The organism is Limibacterium fermenti, assembly GCF_041902845.1.
Taxonomy (GTDB): Bacteria; Bacteroidota; Bacteroidia; order Bacteroidales; family Dysgonomonadaceae; genus Limibacterium; species Limibacterium fermenti.
Map to the genome: position 1 here is coordinate 2,057,745 of NZ_CP159486.1, position 21,694 is coordinate 2,079,438.

19 protein-coding genes and 1 riboswitch are annotated in these 21,694 nt (G+C 42.0%); of the genes, 8 read left to right on the forward strand and 11 right to left on the reverse strand.

The features are described from left to right. Positions 1 to 218: 218 nt before the first annotated feature. The 10 genes from ABNK31_RS09095 to ABNK31_RS09140 form a co-directional block, all read right to left on the reverse strand. A complete protein-coding gene (locus ABNK31_RS09095; RefSeq protein ID WP_418895335.1) occupies positions 219 to 563 on the reverse strand; it encodes a type II toxin-antitoxin system HicB family antitoxin in 345 nt (114 codons plus the stop codon). A gap of 21 nt (positions 564 to 584) precedes the next feature. Further along, complete coding sequence (locus tag ABNK31_RS09100; RefSeq protein ID WP_418895336.1) at positions 585 to 854, reverse strand: type II toxin-antitoxin system HicA family toxin; 270 nt, start codon at positions 852 to 854, stop codon at positions 585 to 587. 145 nt (positions 855 to 999) lie between these two features. Then, positions 1,000 to 1,374, reverse strand: coding sequence for a DMT family protein (locus tag ABNK31_RS09105; protein WP_418895337.1), 375 nt, complete (start codon positions 1,372 to 1,374; stop codon positions 1,000 to 1,002). A 150-nt stretch (positions 1,375 to 1,524) separates the two neighbouring features. Then, complete coding sequence (locus tag ABNK31_RS09110) at positions 1,525 to 2,451, reverse strand: hypothetical protein (protein WP_418895338.1); 927 nt, start codon at positions 2,449 to 2,451, stop codon at positions 1,525 to 1,527. A 160-nt stretch (positions 2,452 to 2,611) separates the two neighbouring features. After that, positions 2,612 to 3,211: a DUF2284 domain-containing protein gene (locus ABNK31_RS09115; RefSeq protein WP_418895339.1), complete on the reverse strand. Its 600-nt coding sequence runs from the start codon at positions 3,209 to 3,211 to the stop codon at positions 2,612 to 2,614. Positions 3,212 to 3,459: 248 nt separating this feature from the next. Further along, positions 3,460 to 3,690, reverse strand: coding sequence for a hypothetical protein (locus tag ABNK31_RS09120; protein ID WP_418895340.1), 231 nt, complete (start codon positions 3,688 to 3,690; stop codon positions 3,460 to 3,462). Between the two features lie 234 nt (positions 3,691 to 3,924). Next, complete coding sequence (locus ABNK31_RS09125; RefSeq protein WP_418895341.1) at positions 3,925 to 5,781, reverse strand: DUF5074 domain-containing protein; 1,857 nt, start codon at positions 5,779 to 5,781, stop codon at positions 3,925 to 3,927. Positions 5,782 to 5,834: 53 nt separating this feature from the next. Beyond that, a complete protein-coding gene (locus ABNK31_RS09130) occupies positions 5,835 to 7,382 on the reverse strand; it encodes a hypothetical protein (protein ID WP_418895342.1) in 1,548 nt (515 codons plus the stop codon). A 63-nt stretch (positions 7,383 to 7,445) separates the two neighbouring features. After that, a complete protein-coding gene (locus ABNK31_RS09135; protein WP_418895343.1) occupies positions 7,446 to 9,494 on the reverse strand; it encodes a TonB-dependent receptor in 2,049 nt (682 codons plus the stop codon). Positions 9,495 to 9,533: 39 nt separating this feature from the next. Next, positions 9,534 to 10,670: a DUF5074 domain-containing protein gene (locus ABNK31_RS09140; protein WP_418895344.1), complete on the reverse strand. Its 1,137-nt coding sequence runs from the start codon at positions 10,668 to 10,670 to the stop codon at positions 9,534 to 9,536. Between the two features lie 167 nt (positions 10,671 to 10,837). Next, a riboswitch (cobalamin riboswitch) is annotated at positions 10,838 to 11,075 on the reverse strand. A 107-nt stretch (positions 11,076 to 11,182) separates the two neighbouring features. Here ABNK31_RS09140 and ABNK31_RS09145 point away from each other — a divergent pair. Further along, the gene (locus ABNK31_RS09145) at positions 11,183 to 13,408 is read left to right on the forward strand and encodes a patatin-like phospholipase family protein (protein ID WP_418892224.1); all 2,226 of its coding nucleotides are present in this window, start codon (positions 11,183 to 11,185) and stop codon (positions 13,406 to 13,408) included. 433 nt (positions 13,409 to 13,841) lie between these two features. Here the strand turns inward: ABNK31_RS09145 and ABNK31_RS09150 are convergent, their stop codons facing one another. Then, a complete protein-coding gene (locus ABNK31_RS09150) occupies positions 13,842 to 14,420 on the reverse strand; it encodes a YceI family protein (protein WP_418892225.1) in 579 nt (192 codons plus the stop codon). A gap of 271 nt (positions 14,421 to 14,691) precedes the next feature. Here ABNK31_RS09150 and sufB point away from each other — a divergent pair, with 271 nt between their 5' ends. The 7 genes from sufB (at position 14,692) to gmk (ending at position 21,693) form a co-directional block, all read left to right on the forward strand. Continuing rightward, the gene (sufB, locus tag ABNK31_RS09155) at positions 14,692 to 16,146 is read left to right on the forward strand and encodes a Fe-S cluster assembly protein SufB (protein WP_418892226.1); all 1,455 of its coding nucleotides are present in this window, start codon (positions 14,692 to 14,694) and stop codon (positions 16,144 to 16,146) included. Between the two features lie 277 nt (positions 16,147 to 16,423). Then, a complete protein-coding gene (locus tag ABNK31_RS09160) occupies positions 16,424 to 17,128 on the forward strand; it encodes a CDP-alcohol phosphatidyltransferase family protein (protein WP_418892227.1) in 705 nt (234 codons plus the stop codon). Further along, positions 17,121 to 17,597 (forward strand): GtrA family protein, encoded by a 477-nt coding sequence (locus tag ABNK31_RS09165; protein WP_418892228.1) that lies wholly within the window; start codon positions 17,121 to 17,123, stop codon positions 17,595 to 17,597. Before ABNK31_RS09160 ends, ABNK31_RS09165 begins: the two co-directional genes overlap by 8 nt. Before the next feature lie 243 nt (positions 17,598 to 17,840). Continuing rightward, positions 17,841 to 19,400 (forward strand): sensor histidine kinase, encoded by a 1,560-nt coding sequence (locus ABNK31_RS09170; RefSeq protein ID WP_418892229.1) that lies wholly within the window; start codon positions 17,841 to 17,843, stop codon positions 19,398 to 19,400. Between the two features lies 1 nt (position 19,401). Continuing rightward, positions 19,402 to 20,115 (forward strand): response regulator transcription factor, encoded by a 714-nt coding sequence (locus tag ABNK31_RS09175; protein WP_418892230.1) that lies wholly within the window; start codon positions 19,402 to 19,404, stop codon positions 20,113 to 20,115. A 127-nt stretch (positions 20,116 to 20,242) separates the two neighbouring features. Continuing rightward, positions 20,243 to 21,115 carry a YicC/YloC family endoribonuclease gene (locus ABNK31_RS09180; RefSeq protein WP_418892231.1) on the forward strand — a complete coding sequence of 291 codons (873 nt, stop codon included), beginning with the start codon at positions 20,243 to 20,245 and terminating at the stop codon, positions 21,113 to 21,115. A gap of 14 nt (positions 21,116 to 21,129) precedes the next feature. Further along, the gene (gmk, locus tag ABNK31_RS09185) at positions 21,130 to 21,693 is read left to right on the forward strand and encodes a guanylate kinase (protein WP_418892232.1); all 564 of its coding nucleotides are present in this window, start codon (positions 21,130 to 21,132) and stop codon (positions 21,691 to 21,693) included. Position 21,694: the final 1 nt, after the last annotated feature.

Below are 21,694 nucleotides of genomic sequence, written 5' to 3' on the forward strand. Positions count from 1 at the left end.
GCGGTTTGGGGGCTGATGAAACAAATTTTCTTTGCGTGATTTGAAATTAATGGCGATCGTATCGGCCCCCAGGCGGGTTTTCACATCCGACCAAAAAGCCGCTTATTGTACGATAGGGGTAGCAAAAAGTCCTTCGGGCTCTTTATTGCAGATATTCGTCAGCATGTTCTTCCTTTTTTTTCGGAAACGCAAAGATAAGGCAAATCACTTTTTTGCTGTCAGCATATAGCCTTTTGCAACGTCTCTTTTATGAAACTATTCAATGTTTCCCCCTTTTTTCTTGCCTGTATGACAATGTTTTTATGTAATTCCGCACCGATGCGGATATTGAGTGTACCGCTGAACGGTTCTTGAGGTTTACTGTTTTCTTGTTCGCAATCATATAGATAATCATCTATACATCTTCTAAAATCTTCCTCTAATTCTTCAATAGTATTCCCCTCAAAGGTAAATAAATGACTGATACCCAATACGCGTCCATGGAAACATTTGTCGGGAACGCTAAACTCAACCGTCCCTGTGTATCCTTTATATTCTAATGTATCGATATTTATTGCTTTCATACGATTATTTTATTTTCGATTTCACATTTCATCATCCATTAAATGACACTCCTGCAAAAGTGTTTTGATATCATGTAACTGATATCGCTTTAATATCTTTTCAGGATGAGGCTTATGCATTCTAAATTCTTTACCCAAAGAATCATTGCGGAACCTTACCCGCGAACCGCTTGTCTTTCCCGTTTTCACTTCATTAAAACCCATTAGTTTCAATAATGCAACCGCTTCATCGAAAGAGAAATCTGTCGGATAGCTGAAAAATCTGTTTAATATTTTCTCTTTTCCGCTCATGCCGCAAATGTATTCAAAAAAAATGAGATGTTCAAACAATCTAAATCTTTATTTAGCAAACAGGCTAAAGGCTCTGATCGCCAGCAAAGCAGGTATTATCTGTAAAATATAGACTATCGTTATGGAGCAACATTATCGGGAAAGATCACTTCTTAAAAATAAAATACACCGCAAGGATCAAAAACACAAATCCGATTAAATGATTTATCCGCAGCGCCTCGTTTTTGAAAAAGAAGACGGAGAAGAATGTAAATACCGTCAGCGTAATGACCTCCTGAATCACCTTCAGTTGCCATAAGTTAAACGGTCCGCCGTTACCGTTGAAGCCGATACGGTTTGCCGGCACCTGAAAGATATACTCGAAAAAAGCGATTCCCCAACTGATGAAAATGATACCCAATAAACCGATATTTTTAAACCAATCCATTTGTTGAAATTTCAGATGCCCGTACCAGGCAAACGTCATAAACGTATTGGAAACGACTAAAAATACGATCGTTACGATAGCTTTCTGAATCATATAAAATTATTTGATAATTGCGTGCAAAGATAGTGCAAACGGATGAGTACGGCAAAAAAAACCGTCTAAACGCCCCTCGCATACAAGTCTCTTTACCGGTGCCCGTCATGTATAACACCAATCCGGAAATTCACTCTAACGGGAAATATTCTACATAGATGTACTTTTGCTCCTGAATAAAAATTCGCCGTCCTCCGTCTTGTGGATAACCTTGTCTCCGTCTTGAATATCCATGGAGAAAGTCCCTTTTATCCTATCTTCTGTGATCTTTTCTATCGTAAACGATCCGCTGCACGGATACTCTTTCCAGTCTTCCGGTTTAATAACAATCTTCACATCCGACGAATAGGGTGTTCCTGTAAACTGAAAAAACGAAATCCTGTTACCTGTCGATTGTGCATCGAATTCATACGTTAGAGGCAAAGTCGCCCCGTATTGAGGAAACGGTCGATCGAAGATAAACATCAAGCGATATCCATCATTTGAGAAAAGATGATGTGAAGTAGCTTCAGAAGTTGACCCCATAATCCTTTTACAACCGTAAAAACTGAAATTTCCGGCATGAAACGTCGCGTACGATTTATCCGATTGCAACGACTTCTGAGGAATATTGTCCAGATCAATACTTCCCTTAATTGTTATACTTCCCAAGTTTGTTTTTAATTCATGGGATTTTCCATGCAGTTTACCTTCATAATCGAACGAAAGTTTTCGCGTATCGGGATCAAACCGGTAATTTTTGATAGAAAACGTTTCGGCCGGATTAAAATCATAGGTGCCATAATTTTCCCCATCCTTAATATAGCTCATTACAGCTTCGGTAAAATGGCCATCGCTGAATGACCACCCAATACCATACCCCACTGGAAAAGCAGGATCTGTTTTTTTTGTAGCATAATGAACAAAAACGGAAATATTATTCTCGTCTACTCCGGCTTCGACAGCCTCAGGGAAAAAGTGATAGGCTTTTCCTTCGATTTCTATTTTCAACGGACCTACTTCATCCGGTTCAACTTCCGGGTCATTACCACATCCCAACAACAAAAGGGCAGGTATCAGAAAGAGTAATTTTTTCATTTGATTTTTTTTGATTACAACAATCTGCAAATTTAAACAAATAGTTTTAGAAGAATATATATCTTAAAACTTTTTTTCTTTCATCGGACAAAATGATCTAAGCGGATATTTTACCGCCTCCGGTATTTTCGGGCGAAGATTCTATCGCCGCAGGCATTATCTAATAAAGCGTTTCAGGAGTGATATCGATCTCTTTAGAGTTGGTAAAGAGAGCGCTTACGAGGGTGAAATATTCAGGTAAACTCCCCTTGCGCCCCCATTGCAGTTCGACGCCCAGCAACTGCGATGTTGTTTTTCCGATATCGAACCCGAAAGCTTCCAGCGGAGGCCGCACCTTATCGGGATGCCGGCAAGGCAATCCCCTTGCCCGCGCACAGCCTTCCATAGGGCACAGGTAACACATTCCCCCGGCGAAGAACGCCCGGGCCGGCGCATATTTCCTTTCCCACGCCAGCAAACGGTTGTCGAGCGTGCGCCGCACTTCCCCGATGAGCCGGTACGTAATCCGTGTCGACTGTTTCGCATCGGTACATTCGCTACGCAAAGAAGAATCGGGAAAGAGTTGTGTACCCACAAGAATAACATCCGTATACCGGGTAAGGTATTCTTCCACATCGAACCCGTACGGCGGGCATGACCAATACGTATTGTAACGCGGGCATTGCCTGCAATATCCGATAAAACGCTCCGCATCGCAATACTCGCGGATATAAGCCGGTACATCCGTCTTGGCAATCGTATGGCGTAGTCGATATAACATATCTAACCTCCTTCATCCTATATACCCCCGTTTGAGATCATCGGATTCATAAGACAATGATAGAAGACACCGATTATCCTTTCATAGAGGACGGATTTTTACGACAATCGAAGACATCGGTAATATATACTATTTCCCCCACAATCCTGTAAATAAGCTTGTACCGCTTGTGTCCCCGTATAATATATCGAGTAAATATTGATATATCGATTCAAGTTCATCACGTGCCGGTTCCGTCCAAATAATTCTCACAATCCTAATTTATTTCTAACCTCATTCACCGTATATACCCGCCCTTCTTCGATTGCTTTTTCCGACCGGGCGGCTCGTTCCTCCAGTTCTTCTACCGTAAAGCGATTGACGGTAGAAGTAAAACTCTTGAGGATGTTCTCTATTTGTTCAATCGCAGAAATATCGTCCACAATGGAAAGATTTTCTACAATCTTCCTTTTTCTAACTTCCAAACTTATAGCGTTCATATTTTCTTATTTCATATCAATTGTAGTACAAACCTACAATTAAATTCTGTAAAACGCAATAAAATTACGGAATCATAGAATCGTTCAATTCCGCACCCGTAACTGCGGGAACCGCCGGGCAGCCAGTTCGAACGCCCCGAACAACACCGCCACGCCTCTTGAAAAATCAAGATAGCGTAACCTGATGGAAGTTACGCTATCTCCTATGCAAGAAATGATGATTGAATGAAACTTCTATTGGAAATTAGAAGAAAAGAAAACGCCTGCCGGATAACGGGTGTAATTTTTATAACTGGCCGTTATTTTAGGAGTTTCCCCGCTAAAATCGAACTCGTTGATGCTGTTGTTTGTATAATCCGTACTGAAACCCTTTAAGGTATTCATATATACTTTTCCGGTTATAGGATGTACGGCTACGGTGTTATAAACGATATTGGCATCTTCAACCATGTCTTTGGCATCGACCATTAGTTTTGTCTCTCCGGTACTAAAAATATGGCGATATATTTTTGTGCCCAATCCGCCATGATAGAGCGTATCACCTTTGGCGGTAATGCCGGGAGCAGCCGCTACTCCGGCGCTAACCGTACCGATGGTAATATCGTTTGAACGGATAATAGAGTAATCCTTGCTGTTTATTTTAGCTATTTTATGGGGCGTACCGGTTGTCGACACCCAAATATTTCCGTCTTTCGATCTCAAGACTCCGCTAACGGCCGCATCCATCTCTATGGTGTGGGATATTTCATGTTTGCCGGCCTCAAAAACGAATATTTTTTTCTTGGCCGGAACAAATACTTTATTATCCGCTACAGCCATCGTGTTTTTAGCCGCGCCTTTAGTTCCTTCAATAAAGGTCAATTGTTTGGTTGTGCTGTCGAAAACATACACTCCTTTATTGTCTCTGATGAAAATATTTTGTTCATCTAAAACGGCAAGATGGGTCGGCCAATCCAACAAAGCGATTTCTTCATCATACGAAGCTTCTTTCTTCAACGTTTCGGCATTGGCAACGGCCAATATTCCATCGGTACCTTCTTTTCTGTTTTGGGCGATGATATACATCTTTCCGTTCTTAATGAATAGGTCCTGCGTGCAATTTCCGGGAGCTCTTCCGTTTATGTTATAATAAATATTGCCGAGCACATATTTATCCGGCGTAATGTATATCAGCGAACCGTCCTCGCCGCCCCATACACTACCTTCGTTTAGAATGTAAACCCCCAAAGGATTTACAAAATCTATTTTCTTAGAACCCACCTTGGCGATAGCCCGGAATACCATTCCGTTTTTATCAAGCCCTTCTATAACGACCTTTCCGATATTTTCGGTTGGATTGGGGGAGGCCGTAACCGTTACATTGTTTTTTGAAATATCGATTGTTGCGTTCCATCCGTCGGGTAACGCCGCAACTTCCAATGACTGGATGTTTGCCGCTTTAAAATTCAACTGTTTTTGTTCCTCCGGATAAAAAGTAACGGGAAGTTCATCCTCTCCGCTCTCGAAAGACAAATATGTACCTCCCGATTTGGGTAAGACAATGGCGCTGTTATCCGCTAAAACGAATGTGACGGAACTTTCATCTTCTTTCACCTCCTTAAAGAAAGAATCGCCTTGTGCTTTTACCGCTTTTCCATTCGCATCAGTTATCCGGGTATTGTTTACCATCCAATAACCATCCTTATCAATCGACAAGATGGGGGTTTCTCCTGAAACGGGAAGTTTATTTTTGTTCGCATCAAGCAAGAATTCCGTTTTATCGTCCGTGGTTACCGTCCAATAATAAATACCTTCCGATTCCTGAATTCCGACGACCGGAGCATTTTCACCATTCAACACGTCAATAGTCTTTCCATCGTTAAAAGTGATCTTATAGCCGTTTTCCCCATCAAGCTTATCAACTTTCGTAATCACTTTGCCGGCATTCAAGGCATCGACAACGGTTTCTAACGACGATACTTGTTGATTCAACGAAGTCAAATCGGATTTGATTTTATCGATCTCCGACCAAATATCGGTATCATCATACGAGCAGCTGAATAAAATAATACTGCTCAAAAAAACTAAAAGAAAATGTACTGTCCTTTTCATATTACATATATTATTAATTAATTAGATTCTTATTTTCTTTGATAGATGTTGGATTAATCAGGCAAAGCCGGGGCAAATTCGTTACCTAACGGCCTTCCGTTCCATTCGTTCATGTCGTCGAGATACGACCAACCGTCCCATGACCCGTCTTCCAACTCGCGGAAGGTAGCGATGAAATTTGAATATTCCCATGCATCCAATCGATCGTCTTTGACGAAATAACTCCAATATCCGTCATACCATCCCGATTGCCAATGATCGGAAGCATCGGAGTAGCGAATATGATCGAAATCCGCAGACGTTACTTCCACCATTCCATTTGCAGGATATTTAGGTTTATCCGTTTCATTATTGATGATCAAATAATGATCACCGGTTTTGTTCATGTTATATCCGATTCCCCCGATCACTTTTCCGCCCCATTGGTCGGCAACGGCTGCTATTAAAAAAGGATCCGCCTTGACAATTTCACGGAGCATATCCAATCCGGTTGCATCGCTATCCCATCGATATCCCCACACCAACGCATCAGGATATTTACCGTCGTGCCATTCAATGACCAATGCCGCCTTCTTGGCTCCTTCGCCCGCCCAAAAGCGAATATCATCCATCGTAAAATAGGGGTCTCCGCCGTTTGAAATATCCGCCGGCGGCACATCTGTGAAAGGACGGGTGAAAATAAAATTATTTTCGCTCTCGAACTGCACCCAAAAATGACAGGTATTCCCATTTTTTATTTCCCTTTTGCGTAATACGTTTCCTGATTTTGCAAAAGGTTCTGTAGATACTACATTGTCGTGCAAAATCAATTCCATATCCGGTATTTCATCGGTTGAAGCGACCCATTGCCAAAAAGTATAGGCCTGCCCGTTTTGAAGGGGAGTTTGCAGGGGTGTCCAGACACAATCGTAACCCGAAGCATTCACGAATTTATCATTGACCAAATCATAGTAGTTCTTTTCCGAATTATAGTTCCATTGCTCACTCGAATGCAGGGTAATGGCCGGCTTCAGGGTGAGGTTCTTGCCGGTATTGTTTTTAATATGCAAGGCCAACAGCCACCCTAAATGTTGCATCGTTACATCGGCGGAAATATTCTCGGCCCGTACAACGTCTTTCTGTGCAAATTTAAGTATGGGGATATTCTTGTCTTCCATATACCGGAACGCATAATCGGCGTTCTGTTGATAAATGCTTTTATCGTACAATACCACCCTGCGGGGATCGGTATCATCCGCTTCTGTCCCGCCCGCAACGCCATAAAGGTCGAAGCTTCCGGAAGTAATTTCATCCGGCACCTTCACCTTAAAAGTAGCTTTCTTTTTATCTTCCGATATAGTCGTTACGGGAATCGTCGCCTTATAAGGAATGTCTTTTTGAACAAAATAAAGCTGAAGTTTGTCCCCCTCCTTCCATCGGACCGACATAGAACCGTCGCCTTCGCTTTCCGAAAAAGAGGCGCGCGCTTCCAAACCGTCGTCGGGCATCGTTGCCGTAATGGTCAACGTGGAAACCTGCAACTCCGGTATGTTTTCTTCTTTTTCGCAACCGGAGATGATCAGTGCCAACACAAGGAATAAATTGATAAGTGTTTTTTTCATTCTTTCTTTATTTAAGTTATTTTGTCATTATAATAAAACGAACTAAAACGATCATTAACTATTTCATAATTCGACGACTACCGATGCCAATATATTCCGCAAGGGCATCGGATAATATTGAGTGGACTCGTAATAGGTGTCGAATAAATTATCGATACGTAGCTGGGGAACGACCGTTATCTTGTCTTTCCAACGGTACGTATATCCCAACGCCGTATTGTATACCGTATAGGGGGGCGTATAATAAGACTGGTCGGTAGTAATATAACGCACACCGACATAAGCTACCTGAAAACTGAAAAAGAACTTTTCATAATCCGCCGAAAACCGGACATTCCACTTTTGCTTCGGCACATAAGGTATTTGCTTCATAAAGGAACCGTCGTCGACATGTTGTTTTTTACGGGTCCTTGAACGGGTGTATGAATAGTTGAAAGCGACGCAGCTTTTAAACTGATCATTCTGATAAGTCAGTTTTGAAAACACTTCTCCCCCGACAGAGCGTACATCGCGTTTATTCTGCGGAGTCCATAGCCATTGATTCTGATACGAAGAGCCGCCCTCCGACGGTTTATCGGTAGGAAGCCACAATATCCAATCGTCTATCAACATATAATAGGCCGCAAGTTCTAATTCGAACAATAACCGGTTGCCGAAGTTCCTGTTGAAAGAAAGGGTCGCATCATACGAGTGTCCATGCTCGGGCAGGACATCGGGATTGCCCCCCGGGCGCCAATATAATTCATTCATACTGGGGAATCGATAATTATACGATCCGCTACCTCTGACATAGAGCGATTTGGGGATAATTTCCGTTGCCAATCCGACGGAATAAGTCGATACCCGCTTCTTGTTATTCCATTCGAACATATACCGTGCATCGGCCAATAAACGGTTTGTAAGTTGCCACCGCAGATTGGTTTGCCACGAAAATACATTTCGGTATCGCAACTCGGGCGGCGGTATCGTTGGATAGGGATATTGTATGGAGTCTATCTTATATTTTGTAGAATCTATGAAGCGATAACTTTCCGCATTGGCCATATCGTACTGGTAAGCCATGGAAGTATTTCCCTTGAGCCGAGGCGATATTTGCAGCGTATAATCGGCCGTGATAAGCCCGGTTTTTGATTGGTTTGTATTTCCCTGCGGATCAAAATAGTTATCCTTAAACCATTTATCGTATTTCATCCGGTACGATATATAGGCTATTTTGAAGGAAAATTCAGATTTATCGCTATAGTAATTCCAACCCGCATAAGCCCTCAGATTGTATTCTTTTTGTTGTTCGTGCGAAGTCTCTACAACACCGAGAGGTTGCGGCAACATACGCTTGCCTTGTTGATACCATACGGCGGAAGATATGATTGATCTGTCTGAAAGCCGGAAATGGGCTTCCTGCATCAGCCCTGTCATATCATAATTCGCGTCAGCCCGTTTTTCCCGGAAAGGGGTATTCGTTAATATTTTGTTGATGTAGGTATAATCGTTATCGGAATGTTGATGATATAATCTCGTTTTGAACGAACTCTTTTCGCTGCCATATTGCATCAAGATGCGTCCCGTATAGGAATTATACGAACCGTATTCGGCCGAAACCTTTGTCTCCGTTTGGCTGTTCCACACCGGTGTATTAAAAATATTCACGCTTCCCCCTATCGCTCCCGTTCCGCTTTTCACATCGTTGCTTCCATAATACAAGCTCACTTTATCGGCAAAGAAAACGGGAATTTGTGAAAAATCGAATATTCCCGCCATGACAGGCGTAATATTTATTCCATTCCAGTTAACCCGCGTCTGCGAACTGCTGCTTCCCCTGAAAGAGGCTGTGGAGAGGGCGCCGACCCCCATACTCTTGATATGTACCACGGAATTATCCGCCAATAATTCAGCCAACGATCTGGAACGGTTTGCTTCCAATACTTCAGACGAAATAGTACTTACCCGTGAACCGGCATTTACATCTTTGGATGAATGAATCGCTTTTTCAATGACAAAAACAGTATCCAACATCCGCTCAGGCGGTTCCGTTCCCTTTCTTTGAGCGAAAAGTCCCGTTAAGGATAATAAAAAAGAGAATATGTATATAGCCGATTTACTTTTAAAGCCCATCTCGATTACGATCTATGCCCTGTTCTTTTTCAAGCCGGCCTATTTGTTGTTTTCAGGAAAATATACCATACGCGGATAAACCCCTACCTTATAACTAACCACCGTTTCGTTGCCGGGAGCATGAACTCTCACATATCCCCGTTGGGCCGAATAATCCAGACAATCGCAAATGCAGACTTCCCCGTTCGGTGAAATCCCCATCCCATACATCATTTTCACATCGGGAAGTTCCATATAAGGCTCGTACCGGAGTGTGTTCACATCGAACGTATATACCACTTGGGTTTTAAATTGACCGTTATTGTCTCTCGATGCTTCCATCAAGTTAAAATATATCTTGGTATTGGATGCATCCACATCCACCCGGTTATAATTCGGCATACCCACAATATCTCCCTTTTTCCAGTTACTCTTCACGTAGGGTATCTCCACTTTCTTTTCCACTTTCTCCGTTGCAGGATTAATGCAATTCCATGTTAATTGATTGTTATCGGAAGTCATTACCCATAATTTACCATTGGCATCTGCAATCATCTTGGCCGTTTTGGTGTTTTCACCCACTTTCACATCCGGTATGAGTCGCATCGCTTCAATGGTAACATTATTGCAATCGAATACGGCGATTCCCTTGCTAAAATAAGCGCCGAAGAGTTTGTTTCCGGCAACGGTCATCTTTTCAATACCGATATTCTTACTCGGCAATTTCAAAAATTCAACGGTCCGGTACGGCGGTTTTGTTCTTATTTTCACCAACTGCCCGTACAAATCGGATACTACGGCAATAGAATCATTAATGGAGGCAATAAACCGGGGTGAACCGGCTTCTTCATAAAGAATCGTTCCGACCGACTTAAATGTTTCGGGATCTATGATCTCTATTTTTTTCGAATTGTTTATTGCCAGAAAGTAATAATCGTTAATATAAGTAAGCGATTGGGCGACGTCTCCCAAAGGCCTTTTATTCACCGTTTGGAATATATTCCAGTCGACATTTCCGTCATTGTAAATGACAGATAAAGCGGCCGTATTAGTGGTAAACAATCCTTCATTAACCACGATCATTTTCACGTTGCCTCCCGAAGGGATAACATCCGGAAGATCGGGTTCGCTATCGCACGCAATAAATTGGGTTATACATACACAACAAAACAAAAAATACAAAATCTTTTTACTCATAATTCCAACTCTTTATTCCTAATAATGCAGATATAGCAATATTTCTCTAACACGTTCATCTATACCGAATATTAATTCCGGTAAAGCTTTCTGAAAATGACTCACGTAAATAATAAAAAATAAAATCGTTTGCGTGTCGTTTTCAAGCTTTATTCCCCGAAAGCTATTAACATTTTACAAATTCTGGCAGGTCTTCTGACTTACTCTCATCTCTCGAACGCCTTCCCGAAGCCTCTTCCTGTTTTTCCATGAAAGCTACAGTGGCAAAAGTGTTGTTCGAAATGTTTTTTAATTGTCAATTAAAAAGAGCTTACAGCAGCGGGTCTGTTCAGGATTCGCACCTGATTCCCTTTTCATTCCGGCTCTGAGAATTCAGACCGGAACACCAAAACTCCTACAAAGATAGAAGAACAAAACTAATAAAAAAAATATTTAACATCCTAAAATTTATCTTGCATGAGAATCGGTTTTGGAACAAAAATTGCGTAGATTTGTAGCAAAATCACACAACTATGCATAGGAAACTGTTTCTTCTTATCATCGCTCTCTTCATTTATATAATCGGTCCCGTCATGGGGCAAGAAGTAAAGAAAGACCGCCCCAAAGTAGCGGTCGTGCTCTGTGGCGGCGGAGCCAAAGGATTCGCCCATATCGGAGTGTTGAAAGTCTTGGAAGAAGCCGGAATACCGGTCGACTACGTTACCGGTACCAGCATGGGCGCCATTGTGGGCGGTTTATATTCCGTCGGATACAAAGCCGGACAAATAGATTCTCTCGTGAAAATGCAAGACTGGGGATTTCTGTTAAGCGATAACGTCCGCCGATCCAACTTGCCCCTCTCGCAAAAGGGCAAGCCCGAATATCTCATTTCCTTACCTTACGAAGTGAAATTCAAAGAACGATCGGGAAGGGTCCGCTTGCCTTCGGGTGTCATCAGCGGACACAATCTCTACAGCCTCTTCCTAAATCTGACTCTCGGTTACCATCAGCCGATGAATTTCGACGACTTGCCTATTCCTTTCGGATGCATTGCGGCGGACTCGCGCACGGGTAGCGAAGTCGTTTTCCGCGAAGGGGTACTAGCCGAAGCGATGCGCGCCAGCATGGCCATTCCGGGCATGTTCGCACCGATAGAAATTGACAGTATGCTGCTTATCGACGGCGGGGTCGTGAATAATTATCCGGTGGATTTGGCTAAAAAGATGGGGGCCGATGTGGTGATCGGGGTCGCTATTCCCAAAGATAAAAAGACGCTCGAAGCAAACCGGGGTTCCATGTCGGAAATCATGGAGGAATTGGGAAACTTCATCGGCAAAGAAAAGTGGGACAACAACATAAAGAATACCGATATATTGATCGCTCCCGATTTACACTCTTTCGGAATGATGGATTTCGAAGGACCGGCTGCCGATACCATCATCGCCCGGGGGGAACAGGCGGCGCGAGCGCACTGGGATGAGCTTATCGCCCTTAAAAATTCGCTGGGAGTCTCTGCTTCCCCATCTTCTTCCCCGCCGGTGCGGAACCGTTTCATCACGATGGACACGCTGCAAATACAAAAGATCGACATTCAGGGGATATCGCCTGAAGATGAGAAGTATGTATTGAATTTCATTGCTCCCCGTGAAAAAATCACCCGCCGCGAACTGGAAAATATGGTTTCCTCATTATATGGCACCGACTTGTTCTCAAAGGTATTCTATCAGTTGGAGGGCGACTCTGTATTCGACTTGGTTTTTCACGTAAAAGAGAAGGACTTCAAAACGCTAAACCTCGGTATCCGGTTCGACACCGAAGATATGGCCGCCATTCTGGCTAATACGACGATCCGGTTCAACAGCATGTTGCGCTCGATGGTCGATGTACGGATACGATTGAGTAAAAACCCCTATCTTCAGGCCGATTACTCCATTAACCGGGGCATTTTTTACAAAGGCGGGGTATCGTATTTCATCGGCCGTAACCGGGTGAGTCTTTACGATCGCGGAAAGCTGGCCCACAGTTATAGCTTTACCCGAAATACTTTCGGCCTGAATTTCTCCGAGTTTCACTTTTACAATATGAAACTGCACTTGGGGGTCAACTTCGAATATTATCACTATTTCGACGTCTTGCAAAACCAGTCCGGCACCTCCGCCACCGGTATGCGCAATAAGGGATATGTCAATTACTTCCTCGAAGGAATGTATGACAATTTGGACAGGAGTAATTATCCGACGGCAGGACAATTATTTTCTTTTCGTTATGCTATCTTAACGGATAATTTTTATCAGATGAACCACCGGTTGCCGGTGAGCGTATTTCAATTGTCGTTTATGAAGCCGGTCAAGTTGTCCGATCAATTGTACGTAACGCCTTCGGTAAATGCGCGCATTATTTTTAACGACAGCGTGCCGGCGATTTATCGCAATTATGTGGGAGGCGTGTTCGACGGGCATTCTCTTCCGCAGCAGATAGCGTTGCCGGGATCGAGAGGGATGGAAATGATGAAAAACAGTGTGGCGACCGTTGCGTTAAATTTCCGGTTCGCCCTTTCGCCAAACCGTTTTTTACATGCCAATGCGAATATGAGCGTGCATAACGATCAGTTCTATAAGCTACCCGGCAGTAAATTGTTTTGGGGAGGGAACATCGGTTACTCGCAAAACACCATTGTCGGACCTATCCGTTTAGAGTTGGGATACTCTTCGCTTTCGCTCGGGTTTTATCCGTTTGCGAGCATAGGATATTATTTTTAGCACACAAATCAAATAAAAAGGGGCTGTCTCAAAAGTCATCTTTAAAAGAGTGAAAGGAACAGATTGTAACTTGAAAAAGAATGTTTCCCCTCAGTCCCGATAGCTATCGGAAGCAGATTTTCGCAGATCACACATAAAAATCTGCGTGTATCTGCGTACTCTGCGAGGGATCATTTACAAATCGTAAGTAGAATCATTTCTGTTTTTACTTTTGAGACAGCCTGTTCTTGAATTATATCCTTATAATTTTATATGATTATCCGCAAAGCGTCCAATTTCTTTTTTAACCCCTCCCCGCTTCGCGATACTCCCCTTATCGTAAGGGGGAGAGTAGAGAAGTTGCACTCCGCAACTGTCCCCTTAACATAAGGGGACAAGCGAGGAACGAGCGGAGGGGTTACCTTTAGGTCGTTTTGCGGATAATCATTTAATTTTATTTGTCGGAACTCTTTTTAAACTCGAGGAAAAGCGTAATAACGACATCTTTGCCTATTGTTGCGGCATCGGGATCATAAGCAACATTATAATCCAAACGATTGATAGTCGTTGTTGCTACAAAACCGACCGTTTGAACACCGTCTTGTCCGGTGACTGTTCCGCCGTATTTCACATCGAACGTTACAGGCTTCGAAACATCTTTAATGGCTAAAATTCCGTTCAGTTTGTAGTTCTGGTCATCAACTTTTTCGATACCGGTACTCTCGAAAGTCATCGCGGGAAACTTTTCCACATCAAAAAAGTCAGCACTTTTCAAATGATTGTCACGCGCCTCCACACTGGTATTAATGCTATTCGTTTCAACGTTGAAATAAATCCGCGCTTGTTCCACTTTGTCGGGTTCTCCGGTAATAGCGCCATCGAACTTTTCAAACTTCCCCTGAACGAAAGTTATACCTAAATGTTTCACCTTAAAGTTTATGGACGTGTGTGCCGGATCTACTTTATAGGTAGATTGTGCCATCAAGGCGATTCCCAACAGAAAGAATACTAACAGGAATGTTGTTTTTTTCATTTGATTGTTTTTTATTATTTATAATTTTAATAATGAACCGATTTTACTAATAAACAACACTATTAGATAATTGTTCACAAACAATTTAACGCGACGAATGAATGTTGACTTCTTCAATAATTGAACAAAAAACTTTACCTTTGCACAAACAAATGCTGCGAATAAACAAAATATACCGATGCTTTGTTATTCAACCAATAACCCGGATGATATTATCGGGCTTTAGGTTATCAGTGTACAACGACCTTTACCGGTCACAGACGTAAAAACTATGCAAGAATCAGAACAAGATGTGATATTAAATGAGCTGACGAACAGCGAATATAAATATGGTTTCGTTACAAATGTCGATACGGAAATTATCGAAAAAGGATTGAATGAAGATGTCGTCCGTCTTATTTCAGCAAAAAAGAAGGAACCCGAATGGCTTTTGGATTTTCGACTAAAAGCATATCGTCATTGGTTGACAATGAAACAACCCCATTGGGCGCATCTGAATATTCCGCCGATCGACTTTCAAGATATTATCTATTATGCAGACCCCCGAAACAAAAAGCCGGGGCCGAAAAGCCTTGAAGAGGTCGATCCCGAGTTACTGAGAACTTTCGAGAGATTGGGTATTCCCCTCGAAGAACAAAAGCAGCTTTCGGGTGTCGCGGTCGATGCCGTCATGGATAGCGTATCGGTAAAAACAACGTTTAAAGAGGTCTTGGCTGAGAAAGGGGTTATCTTCAGTTCTTTCAGCGAGGCGGTCATTCATCATCCTGACTTAGTGAAAAAATATTTGGGAACGGTCGTTCCTTATAAAGATAATTTTTACGCTGCGCTTAATTCGGCGGTCTTTAGCGACGGTTCTTTTGTATACGTGCCGAAAGGGGTGCGTTGCCCGATGGAATTATCAACCTATTTCCGCATTAATGCGGCCAATACCGGGCAGTTCGAACGGACGCTCATTGTAGCCGATGATGATGCGTATGTCAGTTATTTGGAGGGATGTACGGCTCCTATGCGTGATGAGAATCAATTGCATGCGGCCATTGTCGAAATCATTGTGCACAAAAATGCCGAAGTAAAATATTCGACCGTCCAAAACTGGTATCCGGGCGATAAAAACGGGAAGGGGGGTGTCTATAACTTTGTGACGAAACGAGGCCTTTGCAAAGGCGATAATTCCAAAATTTCTTGGACGCAGGTCGAAACGGGTTCTGCCATCACTTGGAAATATCCGTCCTGTATTTTAGCAGGCGATAATTCGGTCGGCGAATTCTATTCGGTTGCCGTTACCAATAATTTTCAACAGGCCGACACCGGTACTAAAATGATTCATCTGGGTAAAAACACCCGTAGCCGGATCGTATCAAAAGGTATTTCAGGAGGAAGTAGCCAAAACAGTTACCGGGGATTGGTGAAAGTGGCAAAGTCAGCCGAGAATGCGCGAAACCACTCACAATGCGATAGTTTATTGCTCACCGATCATTGCGGAGCCCATACGTTCCCTTATACCGACATTCAAAATCAAACGGCTATTCTGGAGCACGAAGCAACAACTTCGAAAATCAGTGAAGATCAAATCTTTTATTGTAATCAACGAGGATTGGGACAAGAAGAGGCGGTAGGGCTGATTGTAAACGGTTATGTAAAAGAAGTAGTCAATAAGCTTCCCATGGAATTTGCGGTAGAAGCACAAAAGTTATTACAAATAAGTCTTGAAGGAAGTGTAGGATAACAAAGCCAATTGAATGTATTCTTCAAACTAAAATACGATGAACGGATTTGTCTTTTATTTCCCTGCATAATGCGGAAACGGATAAGAATGAAAAACAAACGAAAAGAGCATGTTAATATAGTTTAACAATATAATATTCGCAACATTTTCGTAATATAAAATATATCCCGTACATTTGCATGCTAATGAAATTGAAAAGGATCCGGAAAATAAGACATTCTTTCCATATGTTTACATGAATTCAAAGAGTTATAAAATGTCACTAGAAAAGGAAAAAATGAACAAAACGCTAAAGATCATTGCAAAAGATCGCCAGCGAACAAATGTTCTTCGAAATGGGGAACAGAAAACAATTGCCTATTTAGTACAACGTGTACCCACGTGGCTCACATCCGACGGATTAACGTCAATCGGTTTTTTCGGAAACATATTAGTTGCCTCCACATTCATTTTAGGCGCGTTTGTCAACCGATACTGGTTATTGTTATCCTTACTGGGTTTTATCATTAATTGGGTGGGCGATTCACTCGACGGACGCCTGGCCTATTATCGGAATAAGCCGAGGAGATGGTATGGCTTTTCTCTCGACATTACCGTAGATTGGATCGGGACCATCCTTATCGGGTTAGGTTATACAATTTATGCGCAAGGAATTTGGAAATATGCCGGATTCCTTTTTGTGGTTCTTTACGGATGGGAAATGATTACCGCACAACTTCGATATAAGATAGGCGGACAATATTCCATCGATTCGGGAATTTTCGGCCCGACAGAAGTCCGATTGCTTTTAGGCACGATTATTACAGTGGAAGTATTCATTCCGGGTGCCATCCATTATTTGGCTTCTGTGGCATGTGTATTTTTAGTTATATCTAATTTAATAGAAGCACGCAAGTTGCTTAAGCTTGCTAACGAAACAGACGCACAAGACAGAAAGGCAAAAGAAGAAGAATTAAGAAGCAGACAGAGGGAAAATGCTTAAACAAATTCTCATCTTTACGAAAGCACAGGTCTCTGCGTTTGTCGGAGGAGTCATAGACTATCTGTTAATGGTTTTCTTTACGGAAGTCTTTGGACTCCATTACCTTTATGGCATCGTTATAGGGGGCGTGTGCGGAGCTGTTATCAATTTCTCTCTAAATAAGAAATGGACGTTCCATTCAAAAGAAGAGAAATACGAAAGTTCGACGAGACTCCAGCTAATTAAATTTTCAGCGACTGCAACAAATAGTATTTTATTGAAATCTCTGGGAACATTCCTACTCACAACCTTTTTGGGCATTAACTACAAAATTACACGCCTCGCGGTTGATTTATTTGTTTCCGTCGGTTTCAATTATATGTTACAAAAAACATGGGTTTTCAAGAAACGCGAGTCGATTTACCCGGTGAAAAAACAAACTCAATTAGAAGTGGTGAATGACTTCTTTCGAAAGAAAAGAATCGGTTGAACCTACGTATTACTTACTCCCCCATTGTCCGGGCAAAATCCCGAATAAAAAAGTCTTAAAAAACGAAAGAGCTTACGTCCATTCTCTTAAATAACATTATAAAAGAGGTATTTTTATCTTCTTTCCTATTTTTAAAAGGAAGTGTTAAACAAAAAAGTCGTTTATTTGTTAAATCAAAGTATATAAAAAACGATCTTTAAAATTATAACGGTCAAAAAACGGAAGTAAGAAAAGAAAAAGAGTATGAAAAAATCGACTATATGGCTACTCGCCCTGGTTATGTTCATAGCTTTTTTTGCGTTGTTGTTTTTGCAGGTACGATATATGAAAACAAGTATGTCTATCAGAGCACAACAATTCGACGAAATGGTGAAGCGCAGCCTGTACGATGTTTCGGTAGATTTGGAACAAGATCAAACCTATCAGTATTTGGAAGAAGACATGATTGAATCGGAGAATCGATATTCACAATACAATCAGCCTCATCTATCATCCAATATGAAGGAAAGTACGAGCACCACCATCACTCATCCGGATGGAAGCGAGACAAGAATCGAGCAATCTATTTCCGAGGAAGCGACCACTCAAACGGGAACGAAGAAAAGCGGGATTTTCATCTCTCCCAAGCAAGGGGCAAAATCCATTCCGAAAACGCAGTATGATATGCAGCAATCGTTATCGAAACGTTATTTGCATGAAAAGTCGTTGCTGGAAGAAGTCATTTACAAAATCATGTACCGGGCCAGCAACGAACCGATCGAACAACGGGTAGATTTTGGGCGACTCGATTCCTATATTCGTAATGAATTACAGACAAACGGGTTGAATGTTCCCTATAGTTTTCAGGTTCAGGATTACAATAATAGAGTGGTATATACGTCTCCCGGATTTTCCAAAAGGGAAAAAGAAGCTATTTACTCGCAAATTCTTTTTCCCCACGATCCACCCGCAAAATTAAATTCGTTGTATGTGTATTTTCCAACGAAGAAGGATTATGTGTATAGTGAGCTTACTTTTTTTATTCCATCCCTGCTGTTCACGTTTATCTTGTTGATAACGTTTGTGTATACGATAGTAACTCTTTTCCGGCAGAAGCGTCTGTCAGAAATGAAAAACGATTTCATCAATAATATGACGCATGAGTTGAAAACGCCCGTATCGACGATATCTTTGGCCGCTCAAATGCTGAAAGACGAGTCGATCACCAAATCGCCGGAAGTATTCCGGCATGTGACGGGGGTTATTAATGACGAAACGAAACGACTGGGATTTCAGGTTGAGAAAGTGTTGCAAATGTCGCTTTTCGATAAACAAAAGGCGACGCTGAAACTGAAGAAAATCGATGCGAACGATTTGGTGGTAACGGTTGCCAATACACATGCCTTGAAGGTGGAAAAATTCGGCGGAACACTCGACATCGATCTGCAAGCGGAACACTCGACCATAGAAGTGGACGAGATGCACTTCACCAATGTCTTGTTCAATTTACTGGACAATGCTCTGAAGTATAAACGAAACGATATTGATCCGAAGCTGATGATCCGGACAAAAAACGAGGGAAACAAACTGGTGATTAGTGTTGAAGATAATGGCATAGGAATTAGAAAGGAGGATGTAAAGAAAATATTCGATCGATTTTATCGCGTTCCCACCGGAAACCGACACGACGTAAAAGGATTCGGCTTAGGATTGGCCTATGTGAAAAAAATCGTTACGGATTTAAATGGTACAATTCATGCAGAAAGTGAATTGGGCAAAGGAACAAAGTTTATAATTAGTTTACCTGTAATAATAGAAAAATAAAATGGACGAAAAATTGAAAATCTTTTTATGCGAAGATGATGAAAATCTTGGCATGTTACTCAGAGAATACCTCCAGGCAAAAGGATTCGACACGGATCTTTTTCCTGATGGGGACGCAGGCTTTAAAGGTTTTGTTAAGGCAAAGTATGACTTGTGTATCGTAGACGTAATGATGCCTAAAAAAGACGGTATCACGCTGGTAAAAGAAATAAGGACCATCAATCCCGAAATTCCGGTAATCTTCTTAACGGCTAAGAACTTGAAAGAAGATGTATTGGAAGGTTTCAAAGCCGGAGCCGACGATTATATCACCAAGCCGTTCAGTATGGAAGAACTTGTTCTTCGCATCGAGGCTATTATCCGCCGCGTGAGGGGCAAGAAATCGAAAGAGCAGCAGATATACCGCTTCGGCGAGCTGACGTTCGACACACAAAAACAACTTCTGACAATCAGTGGCGCGCAAACCAAGCTAACCACGAAAGAGTCGGAGTTGCTATCGCTTCTTTGTGCCAACAGAAACGAAATTCTGGAGCGTAATACGGCATTGAAACAAATTTGGGAAGAAGACACCTACTTCAATGCACGAAGCATGGACGTATACATTACCAAATTGCGTAAGTTGTTAAAACCGGCACCGGATGTAGAAATCATCAACATTCATGGTAAAGGGTACAAGTTGATCGTTCCGACCGATGATGAAGAATCGATAGATTAACTTGCAGAAATTTGATAATAAAAAAAACCGTTCGTACAGGACGGTTTTTTTATTATCAACTAAGGGCGTCGCTCGAAGCGGCATCCCCGCTAAAAAAAAATGCTTACCTTTGTAAAAAATTATTGATATGACTTATTCAATGACGGGATATGGCAAAGCAATTGCCGAACTTCCTAAAAAGAAAATTACGATAGAAATAAAAACGTTGAACAGTAAGCAATTTGATCTGTTCACGCGTATTCCGAGCATCTATAAAGAAAAAGAAATTGCGTTGCGCAGCAATCTTTCGCAAAAGCTTGAACGCGGAAAGATAGACCTGACGTTTAATGTGGAAGTTATTTCGAAGGATGTGTCTTCGAAAATAGATCATCATGTGTTGAGTCAATATCTGCAAGAAATAAAAACCCTGGCTTCTGAAATGCATGTTCCCGAGCCGGAAGATTGGTTTTCCATTCTGCTGCGTCTTCCGGACGTGATGAAACAAGATACGGAGGAGTTGGATGATGCGGAATGGATCGCGATTGAAAAGGCGGTAAACTCTGCGTTGGACGAAGTGATTGCTTTTCGGTTGCAAGAGGGCACGATGCTTGAAAACATCCTCCTGACAAAAGTGGAAAATATCCGCCAACTGTTGGCGCAAACACTTCCATACGAAAGTGAACGGGTCGAAAAAATCAAGACGAAGATACAAGACGGATTATCAAATCTGGAAAATATCGATTACGATAAAAACCGTTTTGAACAAGAAATGATTTACTATATCGAAAAATTAGATATTAACGAAGAGCGGAACAGGCTGGAAAATCATTTGGATTATTTTATCAAGACATTGCATGACGGAAAATCCCAAGGAAAGAAATTGGGATTTATTGCCCAGGAGATGGGACGCGAAATCAACACGCTGGGATCAAAATCCAACCACTCCGAAATGCAACAAATCGTTGTGCAAATGAAAGATGAACTGGAACAAATAAAAGAGCAAATACTAAACGTACTATAAATCATCCTATCGATATGGCAAAGCTACTCATTTTTTCCGCTCCTTCCGGTTCTGGAAAATCGACTCTTATACGCCACTTGCTTTCAGAAATACCCAATCTTCATTTCTCTATTTCGGCGACCAGCCGGCTGCCCCGAGGGGAAGAGCAACATGGCAAAGAATATTATTTCCTGACGCCCGAGGAGTTCAGAAAACGCATTTCGAACCATGAGTTTCTGGAATACGAGGAAGTGTATCCCAATATGTTTTACGGAACGCTTAAAAGTGAGGTGGATCGTAAACTGGCTGAAAATAAAAACGTGGTTTTTGATGTAGATTGCATGGGAGGACTGCGCATCAAAGAAATGTACGGGCCAAAAGCTTTGAGTTTGTTTGTCATGCCCCCTTCTATCGAAACCTTGCGCGAGCGGTTGGAAAAGCGGGGAACCGACTCTCCCGAAGTGATCGAGTCAAGACTACAAAAAGCCGAATACGAAATGAGTTTCGCCCCCAAATTCGATGTGATTATTCCGAATGATAACTTTGATGAAGCAAAAGAAAAAGCAGCAAGCATTATAAAAAAATTCATCGAAAAATAGA

What these genes read in the sequence shown, in the direction of transcription:
- sufB (WP_418892226.1), top strand. Translation starts at nt 14,692, where the DNA reads ATGCAAGAATCAGAACAAGATGTGATATTAAATGAGCTGACGAACAGC.
- ABNK31_RS09150 (WP_418892225.1), bottom strand. Translation starts at nt 14,420, where the DNA reads ATGAAAAAAACAACATTCCTGTTAGTATTCTTTCTGTTGGGAATCGCC.
- ABNK31_RS09120 (WP_418895340.1), bottom strand. Translation starts at nt 3,690, where the DNA reads ATGAACGCTATAAGTTTGGAAGTTAGAAAAAGGAAGATTGTAGAAAAT.
- ABNK31_RS09160 (WP_418892227.1), top strand. Translation starts at nt 16,424, where the DNA reads ATGAACAAAACGCTAAAGATCATTGCAAAAGATCGCCAGCGAACAAAT.
- ABNK31_RS09125 (WP_418895341.1), bottom strand. Translation starts at nt 5,781, where the DNA reads ATGAAAAGGACAGTACATTTTCTTTTAGTTTTTTTGAGCAGTATTATT.
- ABNK31_RS09095 (WP_418895335.1), bottom strand. Translation starts at nt 563, where the DNA reads ATGAAAGCAATAAATATCGATACATTAGAATATAAAGGATACACAGGG.
- ABNK31_RS09105 (WP_418895337.1), bottom strand. Translation starts at nt 1,374, where the DNA reads ATGATTCAGAAAGCTATCGTAACGATCGTATTTTTAGTCGTTTCCAAT.
- ABNK31_RS09165 (WP_418892228.1), top strand. Translation starts at nt 17,121, where the DNA reads ATGCTTAAACAAATTCTCATCTTTACGAAAGCACAGGTCTCTGCGTTT.
- ABNK31_RS09135 (WP_418895343.1), bottom strand. Translation starts at nt 9,494, where the DNA reads ATGGGCTTTAAAAGTAAATCGGCTATATACATATTCTCTTTTTTATTA.
- ABNK31_RS09110 (WP_418895338.1), bottom strand. Translation starts at nt 2,451, where the DNA reads ATGAAAAAATTACTCTTTCTGATACCTGCCCTTTTGTTGTTGGGATGT.
- gmk (WP_418892232.1), top strand. Translation starts at nt 21,130, where the DNA reads ATGGCAAAGCTACTCATTTTTTCCGCTCCTTCCGGTTCTGGAAAATCG.
- ABNK31_RS09130 (WP_418895342.1), bottom strand. Translation starts at nt 7,382, where the DNA reads ATGAAAAAAACACTTATCAATTTATTCCTTGTGTTGGCACTGATCATC.
- ABNK31_RS09100 (WP_418895336.1), bottom strand. Translation starts at nt 854, where the DNA reads ATGAGCGGAAAAGAGAAAATATTAAACAGATTTTTCAGCTATCCGACA.
- ABNK31_RS09145 (WP_418892224.1), top strand. Translation starts at nt 11,183, where the DNA reads ATGCATAGGAAACTGTTTCTTCTTATCATCGCTCTCTTCATTTATATA.
- ABNK31_RS09170 (WP_418892229.1), top strand. Translation starts at nt 17,841, where the DNA reads ATGAAAAAATCGACTATATGGCTACTCGCCCTGGTTATGTTCATAGCT.
- ABNK31_RS09115 (WP_418895339.1), bottom strand. Translation starts at nt 3,211, where the DNA reads ATGTTATATCGACTACGCCATACGATTGCCAAGACGGATGTACCGGCT.
- ABNK31_RS09175 (WP_418892230.1), top strand. Translation starts at nt 19,402, where the DNA reads ATGGACGAAAAATTGAAAATCTTTTTATGCGAAGATGATGAAAATCTT.
- ABNK31_RS09140 (WP_418895344.1), bottom strand. Translation starts at nt 10,670, where the DNA reads ATGAGTAAAAAGATTTTGTATTTTTTGTTTTGTTGTGTATGTATAACC.
- ABNK31_RS09180 (WP_418892231.1), top strand. Translation starts at nt 20,243, where the DNA reads ATGACTTATTCAATGACGGGATATGGCAAAGCAATTGCCGAACTTCCT.